Origin of the sequence: Fictibacillus sp. NRS-1165 (assembly GCF_050468105.1) — a bacterium.
GTDB lineage: Bacteria > Bacillota > Bacilli > Bacillales > Fictibacillaceae > Fictibacillus_C > Fictibacillus_C terrinigri.
Window position 1 is genome coordinate 48,490 of the sequence record NZ_JBDPNU010000026.1, and the last position, 15,751, is coordinate 64,240.

15 protein-coding genes and 2 pseudogenes are annotated in these 15,751 nt (G+C 44.3%); 3 read left to right on the top strand and 14 right to left on the bottom strand.

Annotated elements, in window-relative coordinates; genetic code table 11:
- Positions 1–138: 138 nt before the first annotated feature.
- From ABHN01_RS12890 to nirB, 6 genes and pseudogenes are all read right to left on the bottom strand, one after another.
- Positions 139–1,052 (bottom strand): annotated as a pseudogene (locus ABHN01_RS12890) (AEC family transporter).
- A gap of 22 nt (positions 1,053–1,074) precedes the next feature.
- Positions 1,075–1,386 carry a hypothetical protein gene (locus ABHN01_RS12895; RefSeq protein WP_429875867.1) on the bottom strand — a complete coding sequence of 104 codons (312 nt, stop codon included), beginning with the start codon at positions 1,384–1,386 and terminating at the stop codon, positions 1,075–1,077.
- A 153-nt stretch (positions 1,387–1,539) separates the two neighbouring features.
- The gene (locus ABHN01_RS12900; protein WP_429875868.1) at positions 1,540–2,412 is read right to left on the bottom strand and encodes a LysR family transcriptional regulator; all 873 of its coding nucleotides are present in this window, start codon (positions 2,410–2,412) and stop codon (positions 1,540–1,542) included.
- Positions 2,413–2,634: 222 nt separating this feature from the next.
- Positions 2,635–4,776 (bottom strand): assimilatory nitrate reductase catalytic subunit NasC, encoded by a 2,142-nt coding sequence (gene nasC, locus ABHN01_RS12905; RefSeq protein ID WP_429875869.1) that lies wholly within the window; start codon positions 4,774–4,776, stop codon positions 2,635–2,637.
- A gap of 31 nt (positions 4,777–4,807) precedes the next feature.
- Positions 4,808–5,113 (bottom strand): nitrite reductase small subunit NirD, encoded by a 306-nt coding sequence (gene nirD, locus ABHN01_RS12910; protein ID WP_290399234.1) that lies wholly within the window; start codon positions 5,111–5,113, stop codon positions 4,808–4,810.
- Between the two features lie 29 nt (positions 5,114–5,142).
- Entirely contained in the window at positions 5,143–7,554 is a 2,412-nt protein-coding gene (gene nirB / locus ABHN01_RS12915; protein ID WP_429875870.1) for a nitrite reductase large subunit NirB, read from the bottom strand.
- A 192-nt stretch (positions 7,555–7,746) separates the two neighbouring features.
- Here nirB and ABHN01_RS12920 point away from each other — a divergent pair, with 192 nt between their 5' ends.
- Entirely contained in the window at positions 7,747–8,952 is a 1,206-nt protein-coding gene (locus ABHN01_RS12920) for a nitrate/nitrite transporter (RefSeq protein WP_429875871.1), read from the top strand.
- A gap of 71 nt (positions 8,953–9,023) precedes the next feature.
- Here the strand turns inward: ABHN01_RS12920 and cobA are convergent, their stop codons facing one another.
- Together cobA and ABHN01_RS12930 are read right to left on the bottom strand one after the other, a co-directional pair.
- Positions 9,024–9,797 carry a uroporphyrinogen-III C-methyltransferase gene (gene cobA / locus ABHN01_RS12925; RefSeq protein ID WP_429875872.1) on the bottom strand — a complete coding sequence of 258 codons (774 nt, stop codon included), beginning with the start codon at positions 9,795–9,797 and terminating at the stop codon, positions 9,024–9,026.
- Between the two features lie 304 nt (positions 9,798–10,101).
- Complete coding sequence (locus ABHN01_RS12930) at positions 10,102–10,437, bottom strand: LysR substrate-binding domain-containing protein (protein ID WP_429875873.1); 336 nt, start codon at positions 10,435–10,437, stop codon at positions 10,102–10,104.
- Positions 10,438–10,562: 125 nt separating this feature from the next.
- Here ABHN01_RS12930 and ABHN01_RS12935 point away from each other — a divergent pair, with 125 nt between their 5' ends.
- Positions 10,563–11,267: a vanadium-dependent haloperoxidase gene (locus tag ABHN01_RS12935; protein WP_429875874.1), complete on the top strand. Its 705-nt coding sequence runs from the start codon at positions 10,563–10,565 to the stop codon at positions 11,265–11,267.
- Positions 11,254–11,390: pseudogene (locus tag ABHN01_RS12940) on the top strand (dihydrofolate reductase family protein); the annotation flags it as partial. The gene ABHN01_RS12935 and the pseudogene ABHN01_RS12940, both read left to right, overlap by 14 nt.
- Before the next feature lie 333 nt (positions 11,391–11,723).
- Here the strand turns inward: ABHN01_RS12940 and ABHN01_RS12945 are convergent.
- The 6 genes from ABHN01_RS12945 to ABHN01_RS12970 all read right to left on the bottom strand — a co-directional run bounded on the left by ABHN01_RS12945 (position 11,724) and on the right by ABHN01_RS12970 (position 15,744).
- Positions 11,724–12,080, bottom strand: coding sequence for a DUF3574 domain-containing protein (locus ABHN01_RS12945; protein ID WP_429875875.1), 357 nt, complete (start codon positions 12,078–12,080; stop codon positions 11,724–11,726).
- Between the two features lie 246 nt (positions 12,081–12,326).
- The gene (locus ABHN01_RS12950; protein WP_429875876.1) at positions 12,327–13,652 is read right to left on the bottom strand and encodes an MFS transporter; all 1,326 of its coding nucleotides are present in this window, start codon (positions 13,650–13,652) and stop codon (positions 12,327–12,329) included.
- A gap of 194 nt (positions 13,653–13,846) precedes the next feature.
- Positions 13,847–13,993 carry an SAF domain-containing protein gene (locus ABHN01_RS12955; RefSeq protein WP_429875877.1) on the bottom strand — a complete coding sequence of 49 codons (147 nt, stop codon included), beginning with the start codon at positions 13,991–13,993 and terminating at the stop codon, positions 13,847–13,849.
- Positions 13,994–14,189: 196 nt separating this feature from the next.
- Positions 14,190–14,342 (bottom strand): hypothetical protein, encoded by a 153-nt coding sequence (locus tag ABHN01_RS12960; RefSeq protein WP_429875878.1) that lies wholly within the window; start codon positions 14,340–14,342, stop codon positions 14,190–14,192.
- A 12-nt stretch (positions 14,343–14,354) separates the two neighbouring features.
- Complete coding sequence (locus ABHN01_RS12965) at positions 14,355–15,209, bottom strand: DMT family transporter (protein ID WP_429875879.1); 855 nt, start codon at positions 15,207–15,209, stop codon at positions 14,355–14,357.
- Positions 15,157–15,744, bottom strand: coding sequence for a DinB family protein (locus ABHN01_RS12970; RefSeq protein WP_429875880.1), 588 nt, complete (start codon positions 15,742–15,744; stop codon positions 15,157–15,159). Before ABHN01_RS12970 ends, ABHN01_RS12965 begins: the two co-directional genes overlap by 53 nt.
- Positions 15,745–15,751 lie beyond the last annotated feature (7 nt).

Consider the following 15,751-nt stretch of genomic DNA (forward strand, 5'->3'; position numbering starts at 1 on the left):
GAGAACTTGTGAACGTGGTCACTTTTAAAAAATAATAAGGAGTGCAGCCTAATATGCTTGCACTTCTTTTCTCATCACTATTTATGTAACTTCGTAATACGTCCTCCGAACGCAGGATTTCCTTCACCTCAGAAATATTTAAAATAAGACCTTTGATAAATAAACGACAAGCGTAACCGTAAGACTGCTGAAAAGCGTTGATAACAAGACGGTTTGAGCTGCGTAGGACGGATGGTTTCCATGTTCCAAAGCAAACAGGGCGCTGTTTCTTGAAGATGGAAATGAACTTGCGATGAACAGCGCTTGTGCCGTTGTACCAGTGATAAAATGAGGGCCAAGGCGATCATTGGTGATATAATCAGGCGCCCGATAAGACTCAGCAGGAGTGGAAGAGAAAACTGATTAATCCTTAAATATGCACTCTGAGCACCAAGCGTAATGAGGGCAACCGCAATAAAAGCACTGGAAATATTATCAATGGGAGTCCAAAGAAAAGAAGGTAATTTTATTGCTGTCATTTGAAACGCCAGTCCGAGCAGCAGGGCAAAGAAAATGGGGTTCTTAAGGAACGATTTTATAGCCGTGGAACGTTTTGTATGAACCGAGGCAGAGTTCATTAAACCATAAGTATATGTAATAAAGTTCTGGAAAATAGTAACGATGACCTGAATGGAGGCCCCTAACGGGTTGTGCTGAAACACAAGCTGGCTGACCGGAAGTCCAAAGTTGCCAGAGTTGTTGAGCACCACACTGTTTTTAAAAGTCGCAGAAAGACTGCGGTCAAAACGGGATATTTTTGCAACGATGCTGCTTAGGAGAATGAGACATCCATTTTGCAGCAGCAGAAAACCGATGATTGTAAGCAGTGCCTCTCCCCGGATTTCACTTTGATAGATATTCACAAAACTGACGGCTGGCATGAGCAGATAGTTATTTATCTTAGATAAGGTATTCAAATCGAGTTTATATTTGCGGTGAATAAACGCTCCGATGCCGATTAGAATAAAGACGGGGAGAATGACATTTACGATAATCATCAAAAATATTTTCATAAGATGTTCCTTTCTTCCTGAATTAGTAAGGTTCATAGATTTGGATAAACAGTTGATAGGAGTTGACGTATGTTACGGTGAATGCGATGTCATATTCTCCGCAGCTTTCATCAAGTATATTTTCAACTCCCCAGAGGGGAAGGCTGAAATAATTCGCAGTTTTTGGCTCGCTGACTATCACCTTTTTATTGACAGCTCGAACGATCCCGTTTTTTATAGTGTTCATAAAGCCGAAGCCCATATTGCCCTCATGTTCATTCTGCAGGATCGCATCAAAATTTTTGCCTTCATTATCCTTAAAGCGTGCATAAAGCTGCTTTGTTTGAATCTCCATTCACGTTTCTCTCCCTTCCACATTTCCATCATAGAGAGAAAGCATGGATGATTAAAATATCATTAACGAATCGACAGCGATATAAAAATGGAATGATAATCAGCCTCGAAATGGTGATCTGCAAAAAAACCACAGGCTCAGAGCCTGTGGTTTTCAAAGATCATGGATAAAATCCAAACCTTGAACAAAACGGACAAATTCGGAAATTAGTTTCATCTCCATTGATTTCTCATGATAGAACATCCATGTTTCTCGAACAATCGGTTCTTGCTTTTCGTCCATAAGAGTAATTTTGAAAAGGTCTGTATTCTGATCCACTAGAACACTGGGAAGTATTCCATAACCTAAACCGTTCATGACCATCTCCTTGGCCGTTTCCCCCTTGTCCACCTCCATACCGACTATCCCCGGGCGGGAAAAGGTCCTGCTCCACCAATTATCGATGATTGTCTTTAAGGCTGGGTCTGTTCCATAATCAATCCTCGGAGTGGATGGTAAATCACTCAGCTTAATCTCCTCCCTGGATGTGATGCAGAGATTTTCTTCAAAAAGCAGTAGCTTTGCATCAGACCACTGATAATTTCCTCGCACAATACCAATATGTACATCATGATTATAGACAAGATTAAACACTTCTCTACTCCAGCCGGTCGTAACTTTAAAGTCTACCTGAGGAAATTTCTCACGGAAAAGCATTAACAGTTTGGGAAGTTTGTGCAAGGTTATATAATTGGAAACAGCGAGCCTCAGTGTCCCTGCAACTTCTTCACTCATATTGATGACGTTCTCCCTGATATTCTGGAACCGGCTGAGCACTTCATCCGCACACTTGGCGAGATATTCACCCTGTGGTGTAAATTGAACTCCCCTTTTTCCGCGTTCGATAATGACCAGCCTGAACTCCTTCTCGATGTGCTGAATTCTTTTCGTAAGGGCTGGCTGTGAAATATACAATTGCAGCGCCGTCTTCGTAATATTCTTTTTTTCATATAGAACCTTTAGTATAAGCCAATCCCGTTCATCCATCTCGACTTCCTCCATCGTTGCCATTTCAGATTGATATAATTAAAATTTACCACAGATCGAAGACATGTTCGCAGCAAAAAAGCTGTCCGCAATTGAGCAGACAGCCATATGTTAGGGGGTATTTGTCAATCAGCTGTTTAACTTCAAGTATTCCTCTTCTATAAAAACCCGGCCGCTTGCATGCCGGGTTTTTCACTTTGTTTTTGTATTTGTCACCGACTTTCAATTTCTTGAAAGGTCAACCACGGGTGCAATTCTGACAGCACACACTTTGAACCCAGGCATCTTGCAAACCGGATCCAGTGCGTGATATGTAACTTTATTGATATTCTGCTCGTCCCCCCAATGAAAGGGGACGAATACCGTATCCTCACGTATGGACTCGTCATAAAGTCCCCGGGCTTGTATACTTCCCCGCGCAGATTCAACCTTAACCAACGAATGGTTTTGAACATGAAAGGCTTTGGCTGTACTCGGGTGAATCCTGATGAACGACTCGATCTCCCTCGCAGCGAGGGCAGGGCTTCTTCTGGTCTGTGCTCCCGTTAAATAATGGCTCATTACACGCCCTGTCGTTAAATACAGGGGGAATTGCCTGTTCGGTTGTTCCTTTGGTTTATGGTTGGCTACCGTTAAAAATTTCGCTTTCCCATCCTCGTGTGCAAAGGATTCGGTAAACAGCCTTCCTTCTCCTGGATGGCCAGGAGCGGGACATGGCCAAAATACCCTTTCTTTTTCCAGTCTTTTGTACGTGATGCCGTAGTAATCGGCCTTTCCTCCCTTACTGGCCACTCTAAGTTCATTAAAGATCTCCTCTGCTGATTGAAAAGGAAAATATGTCTTCTTACCCAGCTGGGCGGCTACATCACAAAGAATTTGCCAGTCATGTCTGACTTCGCCTGGACAGCTCCGCGCAGCTTTTCTTAACGTCACACGTCCTTCCATGTTGGTCATCGTTCCTTCGTCCTCCAGGTAGGACGAGCTCGGCAGCACTAAATCAGCGTGCTTTGCAGTTTCAGATAAAAACATATCAACCACGACTAAAAACTTTAGCTTTTTTAACGCGGATTCTGCCAGATTCGCATTTGGTGTTGAAACGAGCGGATTGGAGCCCATTATAAATAAAGCCTTGATTTCTTCGGCATCCATTTTCTCGATCATCTCATATGCGGAAACACCTTTACCGGGCAGTTCTTCTTCGGTAATCCCCCAAACCTTGGAGATATATTTTCGATGTTCTGGATGCTCGATACTCCTGTATCCCGGAAGCTGATCTGCCTTCTGCCCGTGTTCCCTGCCTCCCTGCCCATTCCCCTGACCGGTTACAGCTCCGTATCCTGATCCCAGCTTACCGATGTTACCCGTTACTAAGATCAAATTTAAGAAGTTCCGTACTGTCGCATGACCATGTGTTTGCTGTTCGACACCTCTTGCTGTAAACACCATACCTGTGGAGCCTGTTGCAAAATGAACGGCTGCCCGCTCCATTTGTTCACGCTGGATCCCTGTTGACGCGGCAATTTCATTTAGATCAAGAGACTCGATATGCTCTTTTAACTCTTCAAAACCGTTCGTCCTCTCCTCAATAAACGAAAGATCATAGAGATTTTGGTCGAGTATGACTTTCAGCATGCCGTTGACGAGTGCTGCGTCCATGCCTGGTTTTACTTTAAGGTGCATATCCGCCAGTTTCGTTGTCAGTGTCTCTCTGGGATCCAGCGCGATAATAAAGGCTCCGTTCTCTTTTGCTTTTTGAAAATAGGGAAGCAAGGTTGGCTGGCATTCAGCAATATTGGTTCCCGCCAGGATGATACATCGTGAATAGGGGATCTCCTGCACCAAATTTGTTATGCCCCTGTCCAAACCAAATGCTTCACTCATCGCAGAGGCAGCTGCCGACATACAATAGCGCCCATTGTAATCGATGTGTTTTGTCTTTAAGGCAACCCTTGCAAACTTTCCTAATAAATAGGCTTCTTCGTTCGTTAGCGAGCCTCCCCCGTATACACCTACTGCATCATTGCCGTTCTGTTTCTGAATGCTCGTGAACTGCTCTTTAATAAAGTGTAATGCGTCATCCCATGATATTTGTTCGAAGTGACGACCCACTCTTTTCATCGGATGCAGAATACGCTCTCTATGAAGCGCATGCTGATGGGCGTTTCTTCCTTTTATACACAATCTGGCCTCTGACACCGTCTCTTTCAAGGGCAGTACTTTATATTTCTTTCGACCGCCTTCCCGTTGTTCCAGCAGTTGCATCGTGCATTGAACACTGCAGAACGGGCACTGGGTATCCATGGCTTTTTCATAGGCTGCTTCCTGCTGCTGGTGACGAAAATGCTGGAGAAAATTATTGGACATATGGCCTCACCTTCTTCGTTCTCTCTTCTCCCTATAAGCACAGATAGACTTTCTCATCCTGCACTTCTACTTTATACGTTTTGACGCAGCCCGTATCCGGGCCTTGAGCCTCTCCACTCGTCGTGCAGATCTTCCAATCATGCATCGGACAAAATACATAATCACCGCTGACTATTCCCTGGGAAAGAACACCACCCTTATGAGGGCAGCGGTTTTCAACTGCTTTGATCTTTCCGTTAGAAAGTCTGAAGAGTGCAATGTCATGCTCTGCGATTTTGAGCGTCACCCCTAGTTTTTCCGGCAAATTATGAAGCTGTGCGACTTCGATCCTGTTCATTTGTCCTGCCTCCCTTTTCATTGTTCTTGTTAAACTTTCAAACTCTCAAACAATTTTTCTCGTGTTTCTTTGCTTTCAATAATTTCCTTCCAAGGATCCTGAGTATAAACGAGTGCTTCCTCGATCCGCTCGACTAACTGGCTGCGGCTTTCTTCGTCAAAAAGGACTTCACGTACATGCTCCAAGCCTACTCGTTCAATCCATTTCGATGTTCTCTCAAGATAGTTGGCTGTCTCTCTGTAGTACTGTAAAAACGCTGCAGCCATTGTGATTACTTCTTCTTTTGTCTGGACCGTACATAGCAGATCGCCGGCTCTCAAATGTGTGCCCCCGTTACCGCCGACATACAGTTCCCATCCACCGTCCACACCAACGATACCCAGATCTTTAATTCCGGATTCGGCACAGTTCCGCGGACATGCTGATACGCTCATCTTAATTTTATGCGGAGTATTCAGGCGTTCGAATTTCTTCTCAAGGTCGATGCCCATCTGGGTGGAATCCTGCGTGCCAAACCGGCAGAACTGTTCACCTACACACGTTTTTACGGTTCGCAAGGATTTAGCATAGGCATACCCTGATGGCATATCGAGATCGGCCCAGACATTAGGAAGATCTTCTTTTTTTACGCCCAATAGATCAATCCGCTGCCCGCCGGTTAACTTGATCATCGGAACATTATACGCTTCCGCTACGTTCGCAATTTTCCGCAGATCTTCTGCCGTTGTGACTCCGCCGTACATTCTCGGCACTACGGAATAGGTTCCATCCTTCTGGATGTTGGCATGGAGCCGTTCATTAACAAACCTGGATGCTGATTCATCCTCATATTGTGCGGGATTGATCATACCCAAATAATAATTTAATGCCGGTCTGCATTTCGAACATCCCTCTTTTTCTTTCCAATCAAGGACATGCATCACTTCTTTCACGAATTTCAAATCCTTTGTTCTGATTTCTTCAATGACTTCTTCCCGGCTTAATGTTGTACAGCTGCAGATCGCTTCCTTTTGCTCACTGTAATCGAAGTCATCACCAAGTGTATATTCCAGAAGTTCGGCAACGACGGGCTTGCAGCCGCCGCACGACCGGGAGGCATTTGTACAATCTCTTACCTGATCCACTGTTTTAAGATCCTGAGTAACGATGGCCTCACAAATCTCGCCTTTGGAAACACCATTGCACCCGCAAACGACTTCACTCGCGGGCATGGAAACTACAGCGCTCTCTGCGGTATCCTCTGAAGGAGTGGCCAGAACTGCAATTTTTGGAAGGTCTGAAACATCAACCTTCTCAAGGATCATTTTTAGGAGGCGCGGACCGTCCTGAATATCCCCAAAAAGCACAGCTCCAATCACTTTGTTGTTCTGAAAAACAATTTTTTTATAGATTCCTTCCACATCATCATGAATTTTAATAGCTTTCGTATGTTCACTTTCCATGAATTGTCCTGCTGAGAAGACATCAACACCCGACACTTTTAATTGTGTTGAGATGACGGACCCCTCATACTTCCTGTTCTTAAGCCCGGTTATTCGTTCTGCTAGTATCTTTCCTTGTTCATAGAGAGGAGCTACCAATCCATACACCATTTCACGATGCTCGGCGCATTCTCCCACTGCATAAACGTTCGGGATCTCGGTCTGCAAATAATCATCTACAACAATTCCTCGATTAACAGGAATGCCGCTGTCCTTTGCCAGCTGGACGTTAGGCTTTATTCCTACAGCCATTACGACTAAATCGGCATCCACAGTTGAACCATCCTTAAACCGTAATCCCTCTGCCCGTTTTCCTCCGAATATCTCTTCTGTTTGCTTTTCGAGCAGAAAATTCATCCCCTGGCTTTCCAGCTCTTTTTTCAGAAGATCTGATGCGACGAGATCCAGCTGTCTGTCCATCAACTGGCCTGTAAGATGGACAACATCGACCTTCATTCCAAGGTTAATCAGGCCCCGTGCTGCTTCTAACCCCAGTAACCCGCCACCGATCACCACTGCTTTTTTATAATTTTGTGCAGCAGCAATCATGGTTTCACAATCTTTAATGTCCCGGAAAGCAGTAACTCCCTCTTTATCCGCACCAGGAATCGGCAGCATAAAAGGCTGTGATCCAGTTGCGAGGATCAATTGGTCGTAAAAGACCTCCTTGCCGAGGTCGGTAAAGAGGAGCTGTTGATCAGGATCAATCTTAATCACGGTTTCCCCTGTATATAGCTTGATATTATTTTCTTCATACCATGACATTTCATTTAACGTAATATCTTGAATCGAGGTATCACCCTGAAGCACTGTGGATAAAAGAATCCGGTTGTAATTGGGATGAGGTTCACTGCCAAACACTGTAATATCAAAGGCTTCAGCGTCAATTTTCAAGATCTCCTCTATACACCTGACGCCGGCCATACCATTTCCAACAAGGACAAGCTTCTTTCTTTCCATAAGAACCTCCTAAGCAGTATTTGATGCTTTCTTGTTAACACCATACCAAACGCAGACGAAGAAGACTTCACGTATGTCAGAAAACCTCACATTGTTTTTTATAAATTTGTCTGTTACCTTTTCTTCCATTAAAACTGCATATCAATTTTAACCGGCGTAGACTAAGAGAAACCTTAGATTGGAGTGATATGAATGAAGTTAAAGGACTTAAGAAATAACGGACATGCCCCCTCGTTGATTGGATCCTTCCTGTATTTTGATGTGAGCTTCATGATTTGGGTACTGCTTGGAGCATTAGGGGTTTATATCACGAAGGACTTTGGTCTCTCCCCTTCTCAAAAAGGGCTTATCGTTGCGATACCCATACTCAGCGGATCATTATTCAGACTATTATTCGGCGTTTTAACCGATCGAATCGGACCAAGGAAAACAGCGATAGGGGGTATGATTGTCACTATGCTGCCGCTCTTGTGGGGTTGGCTCTCAGGTACTCATCTCGCTGAACTCTATGGAATCGGATTATTATTAGGGGTAGCGGGAGCAAGTTTTTCCGCCGCGCTGCCTCTGGCAAGCCGCTGGTATCCGCCCCATCTGCAGGGTGCTGCGATGGGAATTGCAGGTGCAGGCAACAGCGGAACCTTATTGGCTACCCTTTTTGGCCCGCGGCTCGCAGAACAGTTTGGGTGGAACGGTGTGATGGGGCTCGCACTAATCCCGCTCCTGGCCACGTTCACCCTTTATATATTGATCACCAAGGATGCCCCTTCACAGCCTCCTGCAAAGCCAGTAAAGGACTATTTAACTGTCTTAAAGATGAGAGATACCTGGTATTTTTGCCTTCTTTACTGTGTGACCTTCGGGGGATTTGTAGGATTGACCAGCTTCCTAAGTATCTTTTTCGTGGATCAGTACCACTTGTCCAGTATCGCTGCAGGAAACTTTGTTACCTTCTGTGTTGCTGCCGGCAGTTTTGTTCGTCCGATCGGAGGAATGATTGCAGATAAAATCGGCGGGGTACGGTTATTAAGCTATTTATTGATCGGTGTAACGCTATGCATGCTGGGAGTGAGCCAGTTGCCGTCCTTATTCCTTGTGACCGTTCTATTGTTTGCAGGAATGTCGTGTCTAGGTATGGGGAACGGCGCTGTCTTCCAGCTTGTTCCTCAGCGATTTAAAGAAGAAATCGGGGTCATCACCGGTATTGTAGGAGCGGCCGGAGGAGTTGGCGGTTTTTTCGTTCCGATTATTTTAGGTACACTAAAAGAGTTTTCTGGAAGCTACGCGGCCGGTTTTATCGTATACTCTTTGATTGGGATCCTCGCCTTTTTCATGTTAATGACTGCTCAGAACTCCTGGAAGAAAACATGGGCGATGAACAAAAGCTCTATTAAAATATAAATCCATAATAAAAAGATGGCGGAAAGGTGGGCTCCTCTATTGGCCTGCCTGCCGTCATCTTCTTTTTTTGCCTATAAACCGGAGCCTACCACACTCGCCGGAAGCTGTTTGTTATGTGGATTGAACCAATTTATCTTGTCGTTAAACGTAACTACATCTCCAACTAGAAGAATACCAGGAAAATGCACCTTCTCATCCCCTGCGATCTTTTGCGTGGAGGTCAATAGACTTCTGCAGCAATATTGATCAGCTGTTGTTGCTTCCTGTATGTAGGCAACGGGAGTGTCGGCAGCCCAGCCTGCCTGCAACAGCTTGTCCTGAACCGTCGAAAGCCAGTTCCGGTCCATCTGGATGACTAGAGTATTGAAGCTTGCCGCAATCGAACGTAAGGAATCCGGATGATCATCAAGCTTCGATGCCGAGAGGATGACAAAAGAGCATGCATACTCCCTGTGGGTGACGGGTACTCCGATATAGGCAGCAGCTGCAAGACCCTCTGAAATACCAGGAACTACTTCAAAAACAATTCCTTTTTCCGCAAGGTCATATGCCGTTTCTTCACAACCGCTGAACAAAAAGGGATCCCCCTTCGTTAAATAAACGACCGTCTTACTATCCTCTGCATGCCGAAAGAGTTCCATTCTTATTCCACCAGTTTCCATCCCATCTTTATCATAAGGGATACAGACCCCTCGTTTTGCATTCGAATGGATGTATGTAATCATCTCGCTATTTATCAGCTGATCGTAATAGATGACATCTGCCTTTTTAATGCACTTTAATCCCTTCATTGTCAGTAGCTCCGGATCCCCCGGTCCAGCCCCTATTAAATAAACCTTCCCCATCATGATCCCTCCCGCTTTATATTTTCATCCACGAATTATCTCATTTTTTGAAGGTGCTTAACATTCTTTCGGAAGATAATCTCACAAACTATTATACTCTTGAAAAATGGTATATATGGAAGAAGACCGAGTACCTGATCAATCACAAAGAGAAAATTAAGAGCGCTCGATTAAATTAGGCTCCAATGATAAAGGCAGCCCTCCTTATCTACAGGAATTGGCTGTCCTTTAACATGGCTAAATGCTATCTTGTTTCTCAAGCATGCTAAGAAGCTGCTTCCCAGCCTTGGAAATATACCTATCCTTAAGGCAGACCGCTGCAGGGTTTGGTCAGTGGAAACGATTCCTTAATGGCGATGGTTTTAAACTTCCCCTCATATGCCAAATGGATTTCTGATTTAGGAATGATCGTAATTCCCATGCCGGCGGATACAAGCGTAAGAATCGTAGAGATGTCGGGACAGTCCAGAATGACATTAGGGTGCTGTCCATTTTTTTCAAATTGTTCCAGGATCATGTCATACATCCCCTGGCCGGAAATACGCCTTGTCAGCAATAAATCATGCTGTGCGATTTCTTTCAGCGTTACAAGCTCCAGTGGAAACAAATGCTCCCATTTTCTTGGCACCACGCAGACCATTCTTGCCGCCTATTCGCTAAAAAAGGACCAGCTTGCATTGTTATATCAGCTGGTCTTTAACACTTATTGTTATATTTTATTGCTCTTACTCATAAAGAATAAGAAAAAATAGAAGGGGTTATCGAATGAGAACAAATTACAGAAGATGGTCAGAACATCCTTACTTAGGAGAGCAAACCCCGCCTCAACAGAATCCTGAACCAGCATATTTTCCAATGTTTTTTATTTTAAGGCAAAGAAACAATGAGTTCCTGGATCCCTTTCAACAGCGTATCCTTTGGCAAATTAAAAATCCTAATGAAATTGATTGGGGATTTGAGTTAACGATTGTAGAACGAACTTTATCATCCATAACGCCTGAGCAAAGACAACTCGCACAATACTGGGGTATGGTCGAAGCCACGCAGAACATGACGCCTATGATTTACAATTACGCCCAAAAATACCAGCTGGGTTCCCCGTTTATTGCCAGAGTACTCGCATATTTTCACGCTGCGGTTAATGATGCCTTTGTCATGTCGTGGTATTTTAAGTATCTCTGGGATGTGGCACGTCCCAATCAATATGGCACAAACCTATCTCCATTGCTGTCTACACCTCGGTTCCCATCGTACCCTTCTGCTCACGCCACTGTTGCAGGATGTGCAGAAACGGTCTTAAGTTATTTCTTTCCGCAGGAAGCATCCGGAATAAAAAACACAATGGGAGAATGCGCTTTATCCCGTTTGTACGCCGGCGTTCATTTTAACGTAGATAATGATGAAGGGTTGAAATTAGGAAGGCAAATCGGGGGCATGGCTGTAAGTTTATTAAGGGCACAAAATCAATGATCAATTAGTGTTGAAGATTAATCCAATCATGGTCGGTGAAGGTATTTCTCTATTCGGCAGTGTAAAGCCATGTTTTCAATTAAAGTTAGGGACACGAAAAAGTATGCAAAAGGAGTTGTATAACCCACTTACAATATTATTTATAGATAAGATTATTCTTGTGAACGTATGTTAATAAGAAAAGCCGCCTAAATGGCAGCTCGATCTTAGTGTTTTCGCTTTTTTAGGTCAAACCGTTTGATTGAGGAAGTAATCAAGGCTGGCTTCGATAAGAACGTCAAAAATAGCGCAACACTCTGGTACAACCGCGGTACAATCTTGTCGGCTCGATGATGAATAAAACAGTTCTGCTTTACTTATTCAATGAAATACATCTTGCCATTCACTTCAAGGGAAACGGACGATTGTTTCATCTCCTCTTTTAAAGTTTTTGCATAAGCTACTACTTCGTTAATTTTATTTCTTGTTCAACTTTTTAGCAAAGCTATACACAATGGTGACTTTTTCTTTAATTAGCTGATCGTTATCACCTATCCAGGCCCCTGTTCCCTCAATAGCTGTTGCCCCTCCAAACATTTTAGAGAATGTTTCCAGAGACCGATTCACGTACGGGGTATTATCGATTGGCTGATCTACATCATAGGTGGATGGGACATAAATTTTCACAACATCATCAAGGTGGAATTGTCCCTTCAATGCGTTCGTTTCTTGAGCTTTTAATGTTCCTTGTTGGCCTGTGTCATATACCGTATGGCCCAAGAACCCAACTAATACCAAAGACAGAACCCAATACAAAATCTTTTTCCCTTTCAAACCTGCCACTCCTTTTACTTGGATTATTAAACTATTTAGACGATGTTGAGTGCTGCTTCTGCTCTATTTAAACTGTAAAAGGATTGAAAGATTTTGGAAATAGGTAGGGAGTCGTTACTTTTTTAATAGATTTCGCTGTATTTCAAGACTTTCGTCTTGAGCCATAAAGACCGATACAGCCAAAAAGCACGCCGGCAGCGTGCTTTTAAAAACATGTTCCTCTTCTTTAATTACAAGATTAACTGTCTACACAGACAGCTGGTCATTTTCAGCGTTCAGCTCGGCCTCGATTTGGGAGACCTTCGAAGATTCACCCATTCGCCAGTAGGTGATAAAGCTTATTGCGATACAAGCAGCTACATAGAAATAGAAAAGCGACTCGGCTCCCATGCTCTTCAGCCATAATGCGATGAACTCCGCCGTCCCGCCGAACACTGCGACTGTGAGTGCATAAGGGAAACCCACGCCTAGGGCTCGGATTTCAGTCGGGAAAAGCTCGGCTTTCACGATCGCATTGATGGATGTGTAACCGGTGACAATGATCAGTCCTGCCATCATGAGCAAGAAAGCAATAATAGGACTCTTCATCTGCTCCATGATCATGAACAGCGGCACTGTCAGCAATGTTCCAAGAATACCGAAACTAATCAATAGAGGGCGCCGTCCGATACGGTCAGACAGCATGCCGGCGAGCGGTTGAAGCACGACGAATACTAGCAGAGCAATAAAGTTGATCCAGCTGACGACCTCCTTTTGGAGGCCCACAGTATTCACCATGAATTTCTGTAAATATGTCGTGTAGGTATAGAACGCGACCGTTCCGCCAAGCGTGAGTCCCACCACTGTCAGCACCGCTTTGGGGTGTTTCATTAGAACCCTGATGGTCCCTGCGTTTTCTCGGTTTTCAGAGTCCATTTTTTCGAACTGCTCCGATTCGTCCATCGTGCGTCGCAGCCACAGTACAGCCAAGGCTCCCATTGCTCCAATGACGAATGGGATACGCCAGCCCCAGGACATCATATCGGATTCGCTGAGCACTTGCTGCAGGATAATCTGCACACCAAGAGCCACTAGCTGTCCGGCAACAAGTGTCACGTACTGGAAGCTTGAGTAGAATCCGCGGCGGCCAGTGCTGGCCATCTCTGACAGATAAGTTGCCGAGGTTCCATACTCCCCACCTAATGACAACCCCTGAAGCAGGCGGGCGAGAACCAGAATAATAGGTGCTATTATACCAATGGTGCTATAACCTGGAGTACAGGCTATGATCAGAGAACCACCGGCCATGATAGTAATGGAAAGCGTCAGTGCGGCACGCCGGCCATGACGATCGGCGTAGCGGCCCATCAGCAGGCTTCCAATCGGCCGCATCAGAAATCCTACGGCGAAGATCGCCGCCGTGTTAAGCAATTGGCTGGTCGGGTCTCCCTTCGGGAAGAACTCTGCAGAAAAATACACAGCGAAAGCAGAATAGACATACCAGTCGTACCATTCGATCAGATTTCCTACCGAACCTTTGAAGATGTTACCCGTAATGCGTCGCGTCTTTGCGCGATCAATGGATTGAGACATGGTTAAATCCTCCTCATGATGTACTAGTGTTAGACGCTCCTTTTTTGGCTTCGTCATCACTTTCAGGCTTTGAAACTACTGGAAACCGCTTTCTTTTTTAAACTATACCACTTATCACTCGACAGCAACAAACAAAAAATTGTAAGAAAAGTAATAGGGCTTCATTTTAAATTTGATCTTTTCATGTAAGGTTATCACCCTTCCACTACCGCTCCTTTGTTTCTCCTCTCCACTCCTATCATGTCCTTCGTAATTGTCTCTTTCAAAGGAATGTCTTTAGCAGCGACCACCACTTCAAGGGAATCAATCTCATCCTTGATAAATAGATCCGAGGCTATCACACAACCTATAACAATACCCGCAGGATGACATTCTGTATCTTTCCAAGCGATACCGCAGCCTCAGACAGCTGGGTCGCTCTCTCTAAAGAAAAAAGGGTAATGACTTCAGGCTGCAGACGAGATAGAACCATTTGCCATTGATGCTTTCCTGGCTGAACGAGATGGCCGAAGTGGCCGATCTGACAGCCTGCCTCCCTCAGGTTGGAGGCTTGTCAACATCGACAGCCACCGCTTTATGAATACCGTGTTCCTTGATGAAGTTTCCGATAAAGCCGCTGCGTCCAATTTGCTTGGTCATATAATACAGTTCAAGTTGATGGATTTTTGCGGTCTCAGCCATAACTCTCACGTTGATACAAACTCATAAACTAGCAAGCACCGCTCCCAAAATAGTAACGATTCCGCCTAAAAGTGTGACGAAGGATATTTGTTCTTGCAGCAAAAGAACACCCAGCAAAACAGTCCAGACCGGGAGTAAGTTAATATAGGGCGCTGCTCGCCCTGCTCCTACAATTTTTACTCCGGCATTCCAAGAAAAATAAGCAATAACTGAAGCAAATGTACTCACGTAGAAAATACAAATCCATGCATTAGTTGTCATATGGATCATATTAGGATGGACCGTTCCCATACAGCTTATGGCACTAAAAATCGTCCCATAAAAAGCGGCTCCCGCAGTCATTGTAAGAGGGTCTATCGTTCTGCCATATTTCTTGCCCAGAACAGTATACATTCCCCAAGCGAAGCATGATAACAGAATTTCAATTTCTCCAACAATTGAACCGGGAGAAGAGTCTGCATGTTTTCCCTGAACCAAAAGAATCACGCCGATGATTGAGACCGCCGCTCCAATCCATGCTTTTGAATTGATTTTTTCTTTAAGAAATATGGGAGTGAATAGCAGGATGGTAATCGGAATACCTGCTGAGATCATCCCGGCTTGTGATGCGCTAATCGATTTAAGACCTAAATAGTTTAATGTAGAAAAGGCGAATATGCCAAGAAACCCTTGTATTACAAATTCTCTCCATTTAGAAATGATCGGTAATGGTTTTTTGTTAAGCATCAGTAATCCCCACAGGAGCCCGGTTGAAATAGCCCAACGGATAGTGTTTAATAAAGTTGCTGGCAAGGCCGGTGCTAAATACCGGCCGCATATGTAATTACCTGCCCAAAGAAAGGTTGCCGCCACCAATAGTAAAATCCCTTTTTTCATGATGTTGATCCTCTCTTGTCTCTGATTCTTGGCTAAACCATTTACGCAGTTGATTAATATGTGCCTGATGATATCTGTTATGGTCTGCGATATGCCAAATACCCCATTGGATTGTGGCTTTGTAGCCATTTTCATATTCAACGGTTTGATGTAACTGTTTGTCTGTTAACTGATAACACATTGATTTAATCATCTGTACAACATGATCATAATCCGTCATGAGCACATCCAGAGAAATCCCTTTCAGCTGCGGCAATTGGTCGTTTTTATCTAAACTAGGCCCAAATTTCTCTTCAAGTTCCCTCGGCACCGCCTCACCCTTGATTCTAAATATCCATTTGAGGTCCACGTATGCTAAGTGCCTTACTAACTGCGCGGTACTGTTATATTTTTGGTTCGGACCTTTATAATCTAATTCCTCTTGTGACATACCTTCAACAATTGTTTTTAACCGTTTGTAATTTCCGTCTACCATTGAGTAGAGCATTCCAACTACAGGTTCCATTCCCGGCTCTCCAATTAAATCTGAAATCATCCAATCA

What these genes read in the sequence shown, in the direction of transcription:
- ABHN01_RS12895 (WP_429875867.1), bottom strand. Translation starts at nt 1,386, where the DNA reads ATGGAGATTCAAACAAAGCAGCTTTATGCACGCTTTAAGGATAATGAA.
- ABHN01_RS12900 (WP_429875868.1), bottom strand. Translation starts at nt 2,412, where the DNA reads ATGGATGAACGGGATTGGCTTATACTAAAGGTTCTATATGAAAAAAAG.
- nasC (WP_429875869.1), bottom strand. Translation starts at nt 4,776, where the DNA reads ATGTCCAATAATTTTCTCCAGCATTTTCGTCACCAGCAGCAGGAAGCA.
- nirD (WP_290399234.1), bottom strand. Translation starts at nt 5,113, where the DNA reads ATGAACAGGATCGAAGTCGCACAGCTTCATAATTTGCCGGAAAAACTA.
- nirB (WP_429875870.1), bottom strand. Translation starts at nt 7,554, where the DNA reads ATGGAAAGAAAGAAGCTTGTCCTTGTTGGAAATGGTATGGCCGGCGTC.
- ABHN01_RS12920 (WP_429875871.1), top strand. Translation starts at nt 7,747, where the DNA reads ATGAAGTTAAAGGACTTAAGAAATAACGGACATGCCCCCTCGTTGATT.
- cobA (WP_429875872.1), bottom strand. Translation starts at nt 9,797, where the DNA reads ATGGGGAAGGTTTATTTAATAGGGGCTGGACCGGGGGATCCGGAGCTA.
- ABHN01_RS12930 (WP_429875873.1), bottom strand. Translation starts at nt 10,437, where the DNA reads ATGGTCTGCGTGGTGCCAAGAAAATGGGAGCATTTGTTTCCACTGGAG.
- ABHN01_RS12935 (WP_429875874.1), top strand. Translation starts at nt 10,563, where the DNA reads ATGAGAACAAATTACAGAAGATGGTCAGAACATCCTTACTTAGGAGAG.
- ABHN01_RS12950 (WP_429875876.1), bottom strand. Translation starts at nt 13,652, where the DNA reads ATGTCTCAATCCATTGATCGCGCAAAGACGCGACGCATTACGGGTAAC.
- ABHN01_RS12965 (WP_429875879.1), bottom strand. Translation starts at nt 15,209, where the DNA reads ATGAAAAAAGGGATTTTACTATTGGTGGCGGCAACCTTTCTTTGGGCA.
- ABHN01_RS12970 (WP_429875880.1), bottom strand. Translation starts at nt 15,744, where the DNA reads ATGATTTCAGATTTAATTGGAGAGCCGGGAATGGAACCTGTAGTTGGA.